This is a genomic window from Solibacillus daqui (assembly GCF_028747805.1).
Classification (GTDB): Bacteria; Bacillota; Bacilli; order Bacillales_A; family Planococcaceae; genus Solibacillus; species Solibacillus daqui.
Map to the genome: position 1 here is coordinate 2,143,980 of NZ_CP114887.1, position 15,032 is coordinate 2,159,011.

At 34.6% G+C, this 15,032-nt stretch carries 18 protein-coding genes, 2 pseudogenes and 1 riboswitch; of the genes and pseudogenes, 9 read left to right on the forward strand and 11 right to left on the reverse strand.

Features of this window, described 5'->3' with window-relative positions:
• Window positions 1-55: 55 nt before the first annotated feature.
• From plsY to O7776_RS10355, 4 genes are all read left to right on the forward strand, one after another.
• The gene (gene plsY, locus O7776_RS10340; protein ID WP_274306999.1) at window positions 56-658 is read left to right on the forward strand and encodes a glycerol-3-phosphate 1-O-acyltransferase PlsY; all 603 of its coding nucleotides are present in this window, start codon (window positions 56-58) and stop codon (window positions 656-658) included.
• Between the two features lie 246 nt (window positions 659-904).
• The gene (locus O7776_RS10345) at window positions 905-1,195 is read left to right on the forward strand and encodes a HesB/YadR/YfhF family protein (RefSeq protein WP_274307000.1); all 291 of its coding nucleotides are present in this window, start codon (window positions 905-907) and stop codon (window positions 1,193-1,195) included.
• 72 nt (window positions 1,196-1,267) lie between these two features.
• Window positions 1,268-1,921: a YczE/YyaS/YitT family protein gene (locus O7776_RS10350; RefSeq protein WP_337999439.1), complete on the forward strand. Its 654-nt coding sequence runs from the start codon at window positions 1,268-1,270 to the stop codon at window positions 1,919-1,921.
• Between the two features lie 227 nt (window positions 1,922-2,148).
• On the forward strand, window positions 2,149-2,919 hold the full coding sequence (locus O7776_RS10355; protein ID WP_274307002.1) for an ABC transporter ATP-binding protein: 771 nt from the start codon (window positions 2,149-2,151) through the stop codon (window positions 2,917-2,919).
• Window positions 2,920-3,217: 298 nt separating this feature from the next.
• Here the strand turns inward: O7776_RS10355 and metA are convergent, their stop codons facing one another.
• Window positions 3,218-4,159, reverse strand: a complete 942-nt coding sequence (gene metA, locus O7776_RS10360) for a homoserine O-acetyltransferase MetA (RefSeq protein WP_274307003.1) — start codon at window positions 4,157-4,159, stop codon at window positions 3,218-3,220.
• 88 nt (window positions 4,160-4,247) lie between these two features.
• Window positions 4,248-4,357, reverse strand: a riboswitch (SAM riboswitch).
• A 452-nt stretch (window positions 4,358-4,809) separates the two neighbouring features.
• Here metA and O7776_RS20350 point away from each other — a divergent pair.
• Both O7776_RS20350 and O7776_RS10365 read left to right on the forward strand, forming a co-directional pair.
• Window positions 4,810-4,911: pseudogene (locus tag O7776_RS20350) on the forward strand (recombinase family protein); the annotation flags it as partial.
• 106 nt (window positions 4,912-5,017) lie between these two features.
• A complete protein-coding gene (locus O7776_RS10365; protein ID WP_274307004.1) occupies window positions 5,018-5,608 on the forward strand; it encodes a copper amine oxidase N-terminal domain-containing protein in 591 nt (196 codons plus the stop codon).
• 392 nt (window positions 5,609-6,000) lie between these two features.
• Here the strand turns inward: O7776_RS10365 and O7776_RS10370 are convergent, their stop codons facing one another.
• The 4 genes from O7776_RS10370 to O7776_RS10385 all read right to left on the reverse strand — a co-directional run bounded on the left by O7776_RS10370 (window position 6,001) and on the right by O7776_RS10385 (window position 9,133).
• Window positions 6,001-6,435 (reverse strand): hypothetical protein, encoded by a 435-nt coding sequence (locus O7776_RS10370; RefSeq protein ID WP_274307005.1) that lies wholly within the window; start codon window positions 6,433-6,435, stop codon window positions 6,001-6,003.
• A 280-nt stretch (window positions 6,436-6,715) separates the two neighbouring features.
• Window positions 6,716-7,645 carry a DNA/RNA non-specific endonuclease gene (locus tag O7776_RS10375; RefSeq protein ID WP_274307006.1) on the reverse strand — a complete coding sequence of 310 codons (930 nt, stop codon included), beginning with the start codon at window positions 7,643-7,645 and terminating at the stop codon, window positions 6,716-6,718.
• 794 nt (window positions 7,646-8,439) lie between these two features.
• Window positions 8,440-8,613 (reverse strand): hypothetical protein, encoded by a 174-nt coding sequence (locus O7776_RS10380; RefSeq protein WP_274307007.1) that lies wholly within the window; start codon window positions 8,611-8,613, stop codon window positions 8,440-8,442.
• A gap of 16 nt (window positions 8,614-8,629) precedes the next feature.
• Entirely contained in the window at window positions 8,630-9,133 is a 504-nt protein-coding gene (locus O7776_RS10385) for a hypothetical protein (RefSeq protein ID WP_274307008.1), read from the reverse strand.
• Window positions 9,134-9,316: 183 nt separating this feature from the next.
• Here O7776_RS10385 and O7776_RS10390 point away from each other — a divergent pair, with 183 nt between their 5' ends.
• The 3 genes from O7776_RS10390 to O7776_RS10400 all read left to right on the forward strand — a co-directional run bounded on the left by O7776_RS10390 (window position 9,317) and on the right by O7776_RS10400 (window position 11,107).
• Window positions 9,317-10,183 (forward strand): ParM/StbA family protein, encoded by an 867-nt coding sequence (locus tag O7776_RS10390; protein WP_274307009.1) that lies wholly within the window; start codon window positions 9,317-9,319, stop codon window positions 10,181-10,183.
• Complete coding sequence (locus O7776_RS10395; protein WP_274307010.1) at window positions 10,180-10,443, forward strand: hypothetical protein; 264 nt, start codon at window positions 10,180-10,182, stop codon at window positions 10,441-10,443. Before O7776_RS10390 ends, O7776_RS10395 begins: the two co-directional genes overlap by 4 nt.
• 103 nt (window positions 10,444-10,546) lie before the next feature.
• The gene (locus O7776_RS10400) at window positions 10,547-11,107 is read left to right on the forward strand and encodes a DUF5067 domain-containing protein (RefSeq protein ID WP_274307011.1); all 561 of its coding nucleotides are present in this window, start codon (window positions 10,547-10,549) and stop codon (window positions 11,105-11,107) included.
• 57 nt (window positions 11,108-11,164) lie between these two features.
• On the opposite strand, the gene O7776_RS10405 is transcribed toward O7776_RS10400, so the two are convergent.
• From O7776_RS10405 to O7776_RS10430, 6 genes and pseudogenes are all read right to left on the reverse strand, one after another.
• Complete coding sequence (locus O7776_RS10405) at window positions 11,165-11,452, reverse strand: hypothetical protein (protein ID WP_274307012.1); 288 nt, start codon at window positions 11,450-11,452, stop codon at window positions 11,165-11,167.
• A 68-nt stretch (window positions 11,453-11,520) separates the two neighbouring features.
• Complete coding sequence (locus O7776_RS10410) at window positions 11,521-11,895, reverse strand: YhjD family protein (RefSeq protein ID WP_274307013.1); 375 nt, start codon at window positions 11,893-11,895, stop codon at window positions 11,521-11,523.
• The gene (locus O7776_RS10415; RefSeq protein WP_274307014.1) at window positions 11,895-12,224 is read right to left on the reverse strand and encodes a YolD-like family protein; all 330 of its coding nucleotides are present in this window, start codon (window positions 12,222-12,224) and stop codon (window positions 11,895-11,897) included. The genes O7776_RS10410 and O7776_RS10415 overlap by 1 nt, the downstream gene beginning before the upstream one ends.
• Before the next feature lie 99 nt (window positions 12,225-12,323).
• Window positions 12,324-12,611, reverse strand: coding sequence for a non-homologous end-joining DNA ligase LigD (gene ligD, locus O7776_RS10420; RefSeq protein ID WP_337999470.1), 288 nt, complete (start codon window positions 12,609-12,611; stop codon window positions 12,324-12,326).
• 1,267 nt (window positions 12,612-13,878) lie between these two features.
• Window positions 13,879-14,154 (reverse strand): hypothetical protein, encoded by a 276-nt coding sequence (locus tag O7776_RS10425; RefSeq protein ID WP_274307015.1) that lies wholly within the window; start codon window positions 14,152-14,154, stop codon window positions 13,879-13,881.
• A 501-nt stretch (window positions 14,155-14,655) separates the two neighbouring features.
• Window positions 14,656-14,778: pseudogene (locus tag O7776_RS10430) on the reverse strand (hypothetical protein); the annotation flags it as partial.
• Window positions 14,779-15,032 lie beyond the last annotated feature (254 nt).

Sequence of the window (15,032 nt, forward strand, 5' to 3'; positions counted from 1 at the left end):
ATTACATACTATTAGTACCAACTAATAATTCTGAATTTCGAAAGGAGCACAACTCTTGTTTAACGCTTTTATTATTATTTGTGCTTATTTAATCGGTTCGATTCCATCGGCTTTATGGATCGGAAAAATTTTTTACAAAACAGACATTCGCCAGCAAGGCAGTGGTAACTTAGGAACGACAAATACATTTCGCGTATTAGGTAAAAAACCTGGTATTGCTGTCATGCTGATTGATATTTTAAAAGGGACAGCTGCTGTTCTATTGCCACTATTACCAATATTCGCAGATAGCACGGTGCATCCTCTTACTTTAGGGATTATCGCAGTAGCGGGCCATATGTTCCCTATTTTCGCAAAGTTCCGTGGCGGTAAAGCAGTCGCAACAAGTGCAGGTGTTATTTTGGGCTATAACTTACCCTTATTTTTAGTGTTATTAGCTGTATTTTTAATCTCATTAAAAACAACAAAAATGGTAAGCTTAACTTCAATGATTACCGCAACGGCTGCGATGATTTATGTTACTATTTACTGGATTGTAACGGGTAACTTTGCCTTATTTATTTTAATCTCATTTTTGGCTAGTTTTATTTTCTACCGCCATCGTGAGAACATTAAACGAATCATAAATGGTACAGAACCAAAAATTAAAGGCTTTTAACTTGCTTCAGTGGGGATCAAACCCCAGCTGAATAGAGGTACTTAGGCTAAGGACGCCACATCGTGTGACAACGGCTGACTGACCCACGTCCTGTGGCCCGAGCTTGAAAAAATCTGGATGCAATTACGCCGAGGCGTAATTGATATTGCGTGCTGGAAGTGAAAAAACTTTCAGCATGCTTTTTTTATCGTTATAATGAATGTGCACTGGAAGTTTTACGCCAAAAAGAATTTTGAGGTGAATCACATGGAAATTAAACTATCAAAAGAAGCAATCGGTTGGTTCAAGCAAGAAATGGAAGCAGAATCTGGAGATTATATTCGCTTTTATGCACGATACGGAGGCTCTTCTCCATTTCACGAGGGGTTTTCACTTGGTATGAATCGCGAACAACCACATGAAATTGGTGTTGAAACTGTGGTAGACAGCATTCATTTTTATATTGAAAAGGCAGATGAATGGTTTTTCAATGCGCATCATTTAATTGTAAATGTTGATACGAATACTGATGAACTAAGTTATACCTACGAAAAATAGTTTAAATTTTTCAAATATATTGTAATCCCTGTTTTGGCATTTTGACTCGTTATAATAAACAAGTCGAATTTTATGAACAATGAGGGATTACAATTGAATGTAAAACAGGGTTTTTATTGGCGCTGCGTATTTTTTATTACCGGCATTATTATTTTATCACTTGGCATCGCATTAACAATTAAGGGGCAAATTCTAGGCGTTGGCTCTTGGGACGTGCTTCACATTGGCTTACAGAAGAACTTAGGCTTAACCGTAGGAACATGGTCGATTATTATAGGCCTAACCATTTTAGCGATTGATGCAATTTTTACTAAACGTTTACCGAAAATCGGAACATATTTAGATATGTTTTTAGCAGGGATTTTTGTCGATATCTTTTTATACACACTACCCGATCTACATAATCTATTTGAACAAACATTAGCATTTGTCATTGGCATTGTTCTTTTAGGCTTTGGTTGTGGGATGTATATGGTTGCAAATTTAGGGATTGGCCCACGTGACACATTGATGTTATTGCTTGTCCGTCGCTTCGGTTGGACTGTTAACCGTGCGCGAACAACGATGGAAGTTACAGTTGCAGTTATTGGTTTTTTATTAGGTGGTCCTGTTGGTGTAGGTACCGTCTTTATGGCATTTGGTTTAGGGCCAGTTGTTCAATGGGCATTACGATTAAATGAAAAACTATTTTTCCGTGCTTCTGGTATGGAAAGTGCTGTTTTATAATGAGTTAAGGGATTGATTATAGTTAACTTGATGTGTAAATGATTCCTTAAAATTAGCGCTAATATATATTTAATTGGCTAGCTTGAATGCGGTGTATCACTAAATTCATGCTAGCCTTTTTCTTTTTCCTTAATGATTACCATCATCTCCATAATTAACTAGAAAATTCAAAAAATACTTTTCGTTTCAATCAAAAAGGTGCATAGTTAAATTGGAGGTGTATTCATATGATACATATCGAAAACATAGAACTTTACCGTAATGAAAAGCGTATTTTACATCAATTGAATTGGCATGTCGAAAAAAATCAGCATTGGGCAATTTTAGGCTTAAATGGCTCTGGCAAAACGACTTTATTAAAGGTCATTAATGGCTACATATGGCCAAACGAAGGAAAAGTTCAAGTGTTAGGCGAAACCTACGGGGAGACATATATCCCAAAGCTACGTCGTCGAATTGGTTGGGTCAGCAATGCAATGATTGATAATTTAAACTGGCAGGATAATGCCATTGAAATTGTTTTAAGCGGCAAATTTGGTGCATTACGCTTATTTGAGGAAGTTAGTGAAGCGGAAATTGAAGAAGCAGTGCGGATTATGAAGCATTTTAACTGTGATCACTTGGCGAATAAAACATTCGAATATTTATCACAAGGCGAACGTCAACGGGTTCAGATTTCACGCGCAATTATTTCCGATCCTGAAATCCTAATTTTAGATGAACCTTGTGGTGGCTTAGATATCATTGAACGAGAAAATCTACTACAAACTATCGAACAAATCGCACGTCGTGACAACTGCCCAACACTCATCTATGTAACACATCATGTAGAAGAAATATTGCCATGCTTTAATCATGTTTTATTGATGAAAGATGGAAAAGACGTCGCTGCTGGTATGCGTGAGCAAATTTTAATCGAACCAGTTTTAAGCGAGTTTTTCGGTCGTGAAATAAGCTTACAAATCGAACGAGACCGCGCTTGGGTTGCGGTAAAATAAGCGAATAATTAAAATCGCACTCAAACGAATTGAATGAGTATGTACCCATCTTGCGTACATTTCAATTCGTCTGAGCTGCGAATTAGATATATCACTTACGCCTCGGTGTAAGTGCGTCCAGATTTTTTTGAGCTTGCTCGAAAAATCCCTCAAAAAATCAGTGACATCTGCCAGAGGCTTTGGGCCAACACGATGTTGGCCACTTAGGCTTTGCCGCACGATGCGGCGCACTTAGCATAAGTTCATCTATTCAGCCAAAGTTTGAACCCGCTTAATAAAGGATGAATGCTGAAGCAAGTTAAATGTGAAACTCAATTTGCTCATCTACAAAATGCCAATCATACGGTGTTTCTTGGTAAACGTAGTAATTTAACCAATTGTAAAATAATAAATGCGAGTGTGCACGCCAAACATTTTTAGGTGCTTGTTGTGGGTCATTATTTGGGAAGTAATTAACCGGAACTTCCGTATTTTCTGGATCCTTTGCAATATCGCGGAAAAATTCGTCAGATAGCGTCGTTGCATCATATTCAAGATGCCCTGTAATCATAATATGTTTATTATTTTTCGATTGCGCAATAAATACCCCAGCATCATCTGAATAGCTAAGTAAGCGTAAATCAGGATGCGCTCTTACTTCATCAATAGACACAGTCGTATGTCGTGAATGCGGTGCTACATATTCATCACTAAAACCTCGCACTAAATCAACTGTTAAATCGGTTATAACATGCGAATAAACGCCCGAACATTTTTTCGGAAGTTCAAACTTACCAATGCCAAAGTGATGGTATAACGCTGCTTGTGCGCCCCAACAGATGTACATAATCGATGTTGCATTTTTCTCTGCCCAATCCATTACCTTCGTAATCTCTTGCCAATAGCCAACTTCTTCAAATTCCATCTTTTCAACCGGCGCACCTGTGATGATTAAACCATCATAGCGACGGTGCTTAATTTCATCAAATGTTTGATAAAATGTATCCAAATGCGATTTTGACACATTTTTCGATTCATAGGTAGCCGTATTTAAAAATGTAACATCCACTTGAAGTGGCGTATTCCCTAGTAAACGTAATAACTGTAGCTCCGTTTTCTCTTTTTCAGGCATTAAGTTAAACACCAAAATATTTAATGGTCGGATTTGTTGTGTTTTCGCACGGTCCTCTTCCATCACGAAAATTTTCTCTTGTCTTAAAAGCTCGCCAGCAGGCAAACTTTTCGGAATATTAATTGGCATCTCTTGTTCCCCCTAATTTTCTTCATTTTATATAAATCAAAAAGCCCCTCATTTCCAGCGTAAACAGAAATGAGAGGCTATTAAACCGAACTTATCTGCCAAGGGAAGTCCCTTGCTGGAATTAGCACCTTTCTAACGCCATGTTAGAGGTTGCTGAAGCGTCAACGGGCCAAATCCCTCAACTTCTCTTGATAAGACTATGAAATTGACATAAGTGTACCATGTTAAGATAAATTATGCAATAATTCTAATAATATTTATATTGCCTCGCTAAACATACACATTTACGAACATTTCATTAATATTTGATTGGGAGTAAATACAATTTATTAATTATTCCACTTCTTATTAAATCTATGTAAATTTCATTATAACTCATACTTCAGAAAAAAAGAAGCGCAGTGTACTCACTAATAAAATCGCTACAAAATTTCTCTCACATAGCCTTAATCTTGAATATCTTCAATGCAGTTCTTATCAATTTATCTATGCTAACTTCGTGCTTCTTTCGCCTGCCATCGGTCAATGTACCAACAAAGATCGTTTCTATATTAATCACACTAAAAACGTCCGCCAAAACGTTCAGTATTTATCTTCTTCCGATCATCCGTCTCCAACTGTAACAATGCAGTATAATCTCGAATGTTTGTAAACGCGTCAGGGGTACTAAAAAGGAACGACAAGAACTGAATAGATTGCTTGATGGTGATACTGTTATCAATACTGATTTATCACGACTATCAAGAAGTACGTGAAAGGTAACAAAATCAAATGAAACCTAATATTAACAATAAAGTTATTTAAACAAACACAGATTAATTGTATAATAATTCCATACTTTGAAAACAGGAGGTTATTATGAAGAAATTAGTTTTAATTATTACAATGTTATCTTTATTTATGGTGTCATCATTAAGTGTTGATGCACACTCAGGTCGTACCGATAGTAATGGAGGTCATAACTGCTCTGCAAAGTCACAGGCAAAAGGCCTTTGCTCAGGTTATCATTATCATAATGGAGGTAGTGAGGCATCAACTTCTACCAATACAAATTACAAAAAACCAACATATAAAAGTACACCAAAACAAGTGCTTACAACTGTAGATGTATATATCAATAATACAAAGCAATATTACAATCCAAGTGCTTATTTGAAGAACGGAACAACTTTAGTTCCTATGAAACCTATTTTTGAATCACTAGGTGCAACTCTTAATTACGACAATGTAACAAAAACTGTGACTGCACACAAAGACGGTAAAAAAATTGTCATCGGAATTGGGAATAAAAAAGCTTATGTTGAATCGAACGGCGTTACAACTACAATTAATTTAAATCAAGCAGCTGAAATTTATAAAGGGACAACTATGGTGCCTTTACGTTTTGTAAGTGAAGTACTAGGTGCAAATATTACTTTTGATGATGGTGTATATATTTCAACAAAATAATTAAGATGATTTACACGTGGCAGCATTCTTTTTTTGATGCTGCTTTTGTAATTTAATTTATTTTATTAAAGCATATCTATAACAGCCATTATGCTGTTATGTTGATGTACCTCATCTCACTTTCTTCCTAAACCACGTTCTCTTAAAACGCCCGCTAGCTACGCTATCCCTTTCTCTTACTGTAATTGTTTTACATCGTCAACTTTATTAACGCTCCTGGATCGACTTTAATCTAGTCATAACAAAAGGACATGCATATATGGAAATTTATCATAAACACAAGTCCTATTCTTATTAAACTAAAGCACCCCGTTAGTTGAAGATCATTAAGAACATAATGAAGATTAATAATCAAATCAATAAGAGAAGATGAAACTTATAATAACCAGTAATTACTCTCCTAAACCTTCTAAATGTATTAGGTCACTTTGTAAATCAGATGTTTCCCACCCTTGTTGGATAATATCACTTTTATTACGGGCGAAATATTTATATTCCACTAGTGGTTCAGTATCAAATATTACGCCTATATAATATGGATTCAGGTGTTTATAGCCGTCCACACGATGAGGCACTGTACTATATTCCCACGTTTCCCCAGGGTACTGTTCTTCCAAATGTATCTGTATATAACCTACTTTTTTTTCAATTTGCATATCAATCCAATATGGACGTACAAAATAAAAAATACCAAAAGACAACATAAGTAAAATAGCCAATCCTTGAATAATTTTTCTCCATTTTCCTTTCAAAATAAGAGAAACTAATAGAATAACAAGTAAAATCCCACCGACTATGCTCAATTCAATTAGTTCAGCTGGATGCAATGAATACCCCCCCTTTTTTTGAAACAGTTAGAGTTTGTTCTTCAACTAACCTGCTCCGATAGCTCAATAAGAAAAAAGAGCTGCCTAAGCAACTCAACGTTCTTCAAGTAAAGCTCCACGTTAGTGAAAATAATTATATTTTCACTGTACAAATTTTATAGATGATATGACCATTAACTTCAGTTATTCCTGTACAATCACCCATTTGCAAATTGCTATAAATCGGCCAACGAGGAAAATCTTCTTTCGTTCATTTATTTTGACTCAAAGCTCTAGGGGCTTATTCACCTACCATACCGTCATTATCACGATCTTGCATATATTTGTACAACCAGTGTTTATTGGTTATTGGCATATTGAAACCAGCTGCTTTTGCTTCTGCAATTGTCACGATACCATTTCCATTTGTATCAACACTAGAAAGCTCACCTTCATTTGTTGAAGATCTTGCTGATTTGGACTCGGACTCATTATTTCCGGTTAGTCCAAGAGATTCATTTACTTCATCTGGATTCACATTTTCAAAAGAATCCGTAATGACATTACCGTTTATTGTATAGGTATACTGATAACTTGAAGGAATCTGCGTTTCCGTATTAGGATATGTGATAATTGCTTCGAAATTAGTAGCTCCACCAGCTTTACGAATAGCGTCTTCCATATATGCTTGATCACCATGTCGGTTAAGCGTACTATCTTGTGGCGTAATATTATAAGCGTTTGATACCCCACCAAGAGAATCTGCAATAATATGTCCCTCATCTAAATCTGCTCTCTCGACACCAGGTACTTTTGCTTCATCAGCGTAGTATCTGCCAGATGATGTTACGGGTTCGGTACGATCATCTTGTAGAACAATTTCGTCAGCAATGACACGAACCAATTGCCCTGCCTCATTCGTGAATGCATAATAATTTCGGTCCCCAAAGCCAATGTCAACGACGATGTTAGGTTCGCGATGTCCTGACAAATCGCCACCATCAACTTCAAGCAGTTTGTATCCTTTGAACAGTTCATCTTTTGATTGAGTTGATGTTTTTTCTGATACTGAATTTTCAGTTACCGTAGTTTTTTCTGTTTCACTATTATTTGTTGTTACTTCTTGTAAATCTGTTTCTTTATCTGTAACGGATGCATCTTCTACGTTAGTACAACCAACTATAAAGATGGTTGTTAAAAGTAAGATTAAATAGTTCTTTTTCTTTATCATTTTAGGACTCTCCTATAATAGTTTCATACTGTTCATTCTAACATATCTAATCTGTTCTATATTTTTTTAGGCTAGATGCAATATAAAACTTCATAATTATTTCTCTCCTTTTTATTACAATTTAATCATATATCTTACTATCCCTTGTTCAACTAAACTGCCGCATTAGTTCAATAAAGAAAAGAAGAGTTGCATATGCAACTCAATGAACTTCAAGTAAAGCCCCCGTTAGCCATCCATGAAGCGCAAAAATCAGCACTTCACCACAGAAAATGAAAGATGATTAAGTTCTTTCATGGGAGTTTAAGTACATTTCTTCACAATCTTTATAGTAACATTAACATAAATATCCAATAAAAAATTCATCTCTCTACAATAAAATCTCTATGGGAGCGATGTTTTTAATCAATCTTTAATAAAAGTTTATTATCAACCCTAATTTAAAGACTATATCGCCTTTATAAGTTTAAAGAATAAAATACATTGATATAGGATTTTTTCTAATAATCAACCATAAAATTTTCGTAAAAAATAAAGCATAAGCTTTCCATTTGGAAAAATTATGCTTTACGTCACAGAATATTTCAGAACTAAATGAAATCTTAACAATGTAGACAGCGGGAGTCGAACAATAGCGTATTTTATTTATTTTCTATTTAGCGAAACCGCTCCATTATTACATTTATGCTATATATATTAAATTGAAAATAGCGTATAAATTAAATGAATTGCTACCATTAATGTTACCACTTTGACCGTTCTTTTTTATAGAGCGTTCTTTTTATTTTGAGTAATTACACAATCAATTTGAATTCGTCCTCGTTATCGTTTGAGGGATTATCTAGAGGTGATGCATCCGGTTCTATAAGAAAATTTACAATACCTTTAATCGCATCGTATACATACAAAGCTAAATAACAACCAATTACACTCATTCCAGTAAAGCTTATTAAATCAAAATCCAACAACGCATTCCCTCCTATTTTATTTAATATGAACTCCCCATACATTAAATACATAATCCTTTATCTTTTGATCATCATTAACTTTGTTTAATGTATTAATAAAATACTGCATAAATTCAGGATCTCTTGTAGTCAATCTGATTAACATCGTAGCTGTTGCTGTTGGCGTTATATCCAAAGCATAAGCTAATTCACTTAATTTGTCGTAATCGTTTATTTTTAGTCTTATTGACACTTTCCCTGTTTCGGATTGTGAAGTTAATTTTAATTTCGGTCGCTCTGCATATCCAATTGCGATCGAACTATTGTATGTGTAATTTCTACGCAGCCATTTACAAAACTCTTGTATTATTATCGGAGAAATCATACCCATCACGACTAATCTTTCCGCAGTATCTTTAACTGGTTCGTTGCATAACTCCGCGAAATCATAAAGTTGTTGTTTTAAAGTGACAGACATCGTTGGCTTAACATCTACCTTTTTATCAGACCTTCTTTTGCGCTCCCCTACCTCGTTATTCAAGGTACCCCTCCAATTTTCGAGTTTATCCCATGGAATCATTTCTAAGTTTTTATAGATTCCCATGCTTATAACATGTTATGGGGGAGTGCTCTGAATAAGAACCGATAAAATAAAGTTTAGAACAATTGTTATACAATGACTTCTTTAACCATAAATTGTTCTACAATTGTAAAACAAAGGAGGATGTTGTTGGATAAAATGATTTTAGGTATCGATGCCGGAAGTCACAGGGTAAAAGTATTTGGTTCATTTGGAGAAGATAAATTCCGCTCAAATGTTTGTGGATGGTTCGAACGTGATATAGAGGAACAATTCGATGAAGATGATATGGAATTTGAAATCGACGGAAGGAAGGGTTTCGCAGGAACGATAGCCTTGTATGAAGATGAATTCGGTAGCGCATCTATTTATGGAGATAGTAAAGCACATCAAGATACTAAAATCCGTGTCTTACTTGCAATTAATCGTTATTTAGAACGACATAGTCCTAGTATGGGTCGTGTAGCAATAGTAGTTGGTCAACCGATTAAAGGACATAAAGAGACAGAAAAAAAACGCATAAAGGGTATGTTAGAAGGTCAACATACTGTAAAAGTAAACGGAAGAACAAGGACATTTTTTATCGAAAACATCGGGGTGGCTGCTGAAGGCTCCGCGGCATTTTGGAGTAACCCCTCTGATGGAGTAGTTAGAATTATCGACATTGGAAGTGGCACAGTCAACGCCGCAACAATTACAGATAAACGTCACGTAAATAATGCATCCGATACGTTTAACTTTGGCGTTGAAACAATTAATAACAAAGAAGATTATGGCAATTTGGCTAGTGGAATAATTCGCAACACAACGAGGCTGAAATGGAACAAATCAGATAGAGTATTAGTCTGTGGAGGGATAAGTGAAGGGATTATACAACTTATTGCCGAACATTATCCAAATGCACATATTTTAAATCCAGTATCAAAAATCGGAAGTGAGGTGAAATTCTTAAGTCCGATTTATGCTAACGCTGCTGGATTTTATGCAATAGCGAAAGGGGCATTTGGATGAACAGGAAAAATAAAGCCGTAAGTTTTAACACCGGAGATCCACACGAATTAGCGCTAGTTGAACACGCTGAAAGAGTAAATCCACTCACAGGAAAACCTCAAAATTTCAGCAAGTATGTAAAAAGGTTAATTGAGGAAGATATGAAAAAAGAGCAAAGTGGCAATCATCCTACTGGCTATACAATTATCGATAGCCCGAAATTTAACGAGGATGAAGATTACACGCTAGAAGTCAAAAGCGCGATGAACAGCTTTTTGTAATACAACTACTAAAAACAGATAGCGATTAATAGTTGTCTGTTTTTTATTATGTACTTTTGCCAATACTGTAATTAAATTGATAATTGAAAGGGAATGTATTAAAATGAAGAAACTCTTTTATATCGGTGCGTTATCCGCATTACTATTAGCTGCATGTGGTGATGATAAACAGGAAGCTAATAGTGCACCAGTTACTACACAAACAGGTACAAATGCAAATGAACCTGAAAAAGAAGAAACGTCAAATAATGATGTGTATTTTAAAGATGGTGAAGCAAAGTTAAACGACCTAAAAATCAAAATCACTGAAACAAAAGTGATTCCGGTTGGCGAAAAAGGTAATGAATACGGTGATAAGCCTGTATTTGCGATTTGGTACGATACAACAAATTTAAGCGACAAAGATATTGACCCAATAAATGCATGGATAGCTGTATTTGAAGCAATTCAAGATAACAATCCTAATGCTATTAATGAATTAAATGTAGGTTCCCTACCTGACGATGCATTTTTAGATACTCAATTAGAGACAATTAAAAAAGATGGTACAGTTGCAAATGCGATAGCATATGAACTTGACGATTCGGAAACACCTGTTAAATTGATCGCGCGACAAGGATTTGCTGGCGATGTATTAGGTGAAATTGAATATCCAGTTAAATAAAAAATAGCCCTCCACAGATTGAATTGTGGAAGGCTTTATTTATGATTATCCATGTTGTCACGACCAATAACGGTCTTTGTCCTCCATTGCTCTTATTGCGAATTTCTCGACTAATATAAGAGTATCTTCTTTTGTCTTATTGATGCCGTTACATGTGCCGTTTGTAGTTAGCTCATCGCTTAATCTGATAACCTCGTAATCCGCTGAATAGTTTTCATACGGCGCTACACCGTAAATATTTAAGTGGATATTTACTATAGCGTGGTGATTTAACAACTCCATGCGGTATACTTCCGTTCTGTAATCACTACTTTTGAATAGTATTGATTTTGATAATGCATACATTTCTCTCACCTCCCTTTGCACAAACTTACAATAATTAACATGTGAAGTAAATACAATTGGGCAAACTGTCAATTTGGTATGTTTTCTAATTTTTCAACGACTATCGGCAGCATTTTTTGTTCTACTAACAATTGGCTGTTTTGCTTTAGCACAGGCGTAGAAAATCGTATTACTGCATCTTCACCATTAGTAGCTAAGATGGCGTCTGTAAAATACTTATCAACCTTTACCCATTTGTTAAAACGTATTTTCTTTCCCGCTAGCTTTTTGCGTCGCCAATGGTAATCAGCTTGTAAATTTTTTAGTACTCCGTCTAGCTGGGTAAAATACAGTTCCGCAAATTTTAAATGTTTCATATTATCCATATCATGCTGTAATGACCGAATGGCTAATTCCAACATAAGAAATTCATAAACTAATTGACGATCTTGGAGATCAATCATTATTCAATCTCCCTAACGTTATCAATTTCTATATACTTAATACGCTTAACGCTTATTTCTGTATCAAATAGTAATTCATTGTGGCCAGAATGCAATGCTGTAATGATTCCTCTGTCTTCAATCCATTTACCACGCCACAATTTCAATTCTACTTGCAGTTTTTGTTGATATGCTTTTACAATGGTCTGCTGTAGTTCTTCCCATTCCCAATCCGTTTTTTCTTTCGGGTACTCATTCCCTAAGCTATCTTGCCACTCTTTTATTTGATGCAGGTGCTCTGGTATCATCATGCCAGTCCATTTCTTAGCCAATCCTCTACTTTTAATCATTTAAGTCCCTCCATTTTTTCGAACCAACAGAAAAAAATAGAATGTATGTTCTTGTTTTTGTTAATTATAGAACAATCGTTCCTTTTTTAAAAGTGGAAATTATAGTTTATTCAATTGATTAAGAACGGATTTATAATCCTGTTTTGTTCCCGCATCTCTAAAATTGTTAAATGGGTTCCCTAAATTATTTATCCTATTTAATACATTCGGAATAGTAAAAGTGTCTGGTCTCAGCAGGTCATTAACCTCGTTCGAGTATAATGGAGTAGCTATTAACCCTTTCTCATTTCCCCTTGCTGAAAATGGAGCCACAATCGTTTTTCCTTCTCTATGTTGAACATAATCGAGATACAATCTGTTTCCTCTATTTTTCTTTAATCGCTCAATTGTAAATCACTCGGGATATTGTTGTACTAAAAAATTGCACACAAATGCCGGTTTTTTTTATTATTTAGGCATTGTTAAAGAATAATGTTGCCTCCTATTCGGAATAGGAGACCCAACGGTATTTTGATATAGCAAATTTTTCACTACAAATAACAGGTATAAAGAACCAGATTTCCTCTAATTCCAATTTATGCATTTTCGCTACGAAAAAATGCAAGATTCCCCTCCAATTTGTGCAGTAAAATTTGGAGTGTAATATATAATAAATATATATATATAAGATACACATATAAGATACAGTATGGCAAAAGAGAGCAAATTGAAATTTGCCCTCTTTCGCAAGCAGGCTTGATGTGTGTTTTTACAGTTTATGAGGCAGTGTATTGTATTTATTATTCCATTTTATTTAGTGTGCATTTTCTTCCTTATGCTAATAAACCATTCATAATCAATACATCGTCCCAGAAATGCTTTAGAAAATATCATGCATGTTAATTTCGTTTTCAAACATCACTAAACCGCTCAGATTACGCTCTATTCAATTTTAACGACCATCAGTAACATTAAGTACCCAGTACTAATAAAAGCGCTTACAGAGCATTATGAGAGGTCGTTTTCTAAATTAGCTTCCTGCTCAGTGTATGGCTGAAACCTTGCGTAAAATATACGGCGTAAAACCGCGCCTTTTGTTAATCGTTTTTTATTATGCCAGCTAAATTCAACATTACTCTTTACGCTTCTTTAAATGGCTTATACCGAGCTGTAGGTACTTTCTCACTCTGCTCCTAATTCAAAAACTGATATTACTTGCTATATCAAGTTACAGAGAGCGGAATAAAACCCTTTTGTATCAACCATATGTGTTCAATGCTCTTTGATTTGCTATCGCTAGGAAATCATATTTCTTGATTTTATACTTCTCACAGAAAGAGTTTAGGTGAGCAATCACTATATTTAGACTCACCAACTTCTTTTTTACATGCTGTATGACTTCTAGGATGTTATAGATCCACTTGATACATCGCCTGGCTCGCACCTACTTTCCCACTGTGTTGATGCAATAGATTATATACATTTCTACTTACTCACATCTTAAACATCATGAATAATTTCGTTATCTCTTCTAAACATATAAAATAACATTTATATACTTGCAAAAAACGTTCCAAAAATCTTTTTCTACACTTTTATTGATTATCATTGCAGTTTATAAACACTCATAATATAGTTTAAACCAAGTAAAAAAGGATCTGGTCACTATTTTATACTATTCAAATATCATACGGTTAAATTCAGTAACATCACCTAAATCTATTTTTTCTATATTTTGAATAGACCATAATTCACGGCCATTTTGATAAAGTAACATTATATATTTATGATATTGTTTATAGAATTCAGATAATGTAATTCTATTTCCACCATTTATTCTCCTATAGTCCGCGTGTGATAACGAATTTCTTATTTGTCTAAAATCTGTTGCAAAATAAATAGGACAATCTTCTTGATAATAACTTCTGTCATTTACCCAACTTGGTGCCATTTTGTTGTCAATCAATAATCACATATTACGTAGAATTTTATTCACTTCAGTATTTATTAAAATATCTATTTGATCATTAGGAATTTCCTTTGTATTATTTCTATCACGTTTCATACAACTTACTAAGTACTCATATAAATGCTGTATAAATAATGCGTACGAATTATACCGTAAAACACTAGCTATTGTTGATTGATTATCTCTATAACTTTTTTCACTTAAATGTATAAAGCTGTTAAAAGCTAGGGTGCATCTGGAAAATTCATGAACTGTAACTTTAACAACCATTTCATCAATTTCATCATTATAATTAAACTTCACACGGCCATCCCCTTCTTCTTTTTCTCTTAATATCGAATCAACAAAATCACTAATAAAATTACACAATTTCACATTAAATAAAATGTTTTAATCGTGTGTGTAAGTGGACAATCTGTCATATCTAGTCAAATTACTTCGGTTCGGAAAATGCCCAACTATTTAACACTCTTTATTTTATATTTACTCCGTAAGCTTTTGTGCAATCACTATTATATCATTGAATGTCGTATGACTTTCTTCAGAAGTTGTTACCTCACCTGTAATGATGTGGTCAGATACTGTTAGAACAGTTAATGCTCTACGTAGCAAGGTTTGTGAGCATTTTTCAATACATCATCTTTAAGAAAATAAACGATAGCTGTTTAGCTTAATTACTTTTCAACCTCCATTTTAGACACTTTTGGAAACTCATATGAACAATCGAGTATATAACGGTCAATCTCTATTAAAAACGGACTTAATGACATAAAAAAATACGCCTCCCAAAACAGTTGTAATAAACTGTCTTAGAAGGCGCTATTAATTTCGTTATATAATCGATATTTACAATAAGTTTA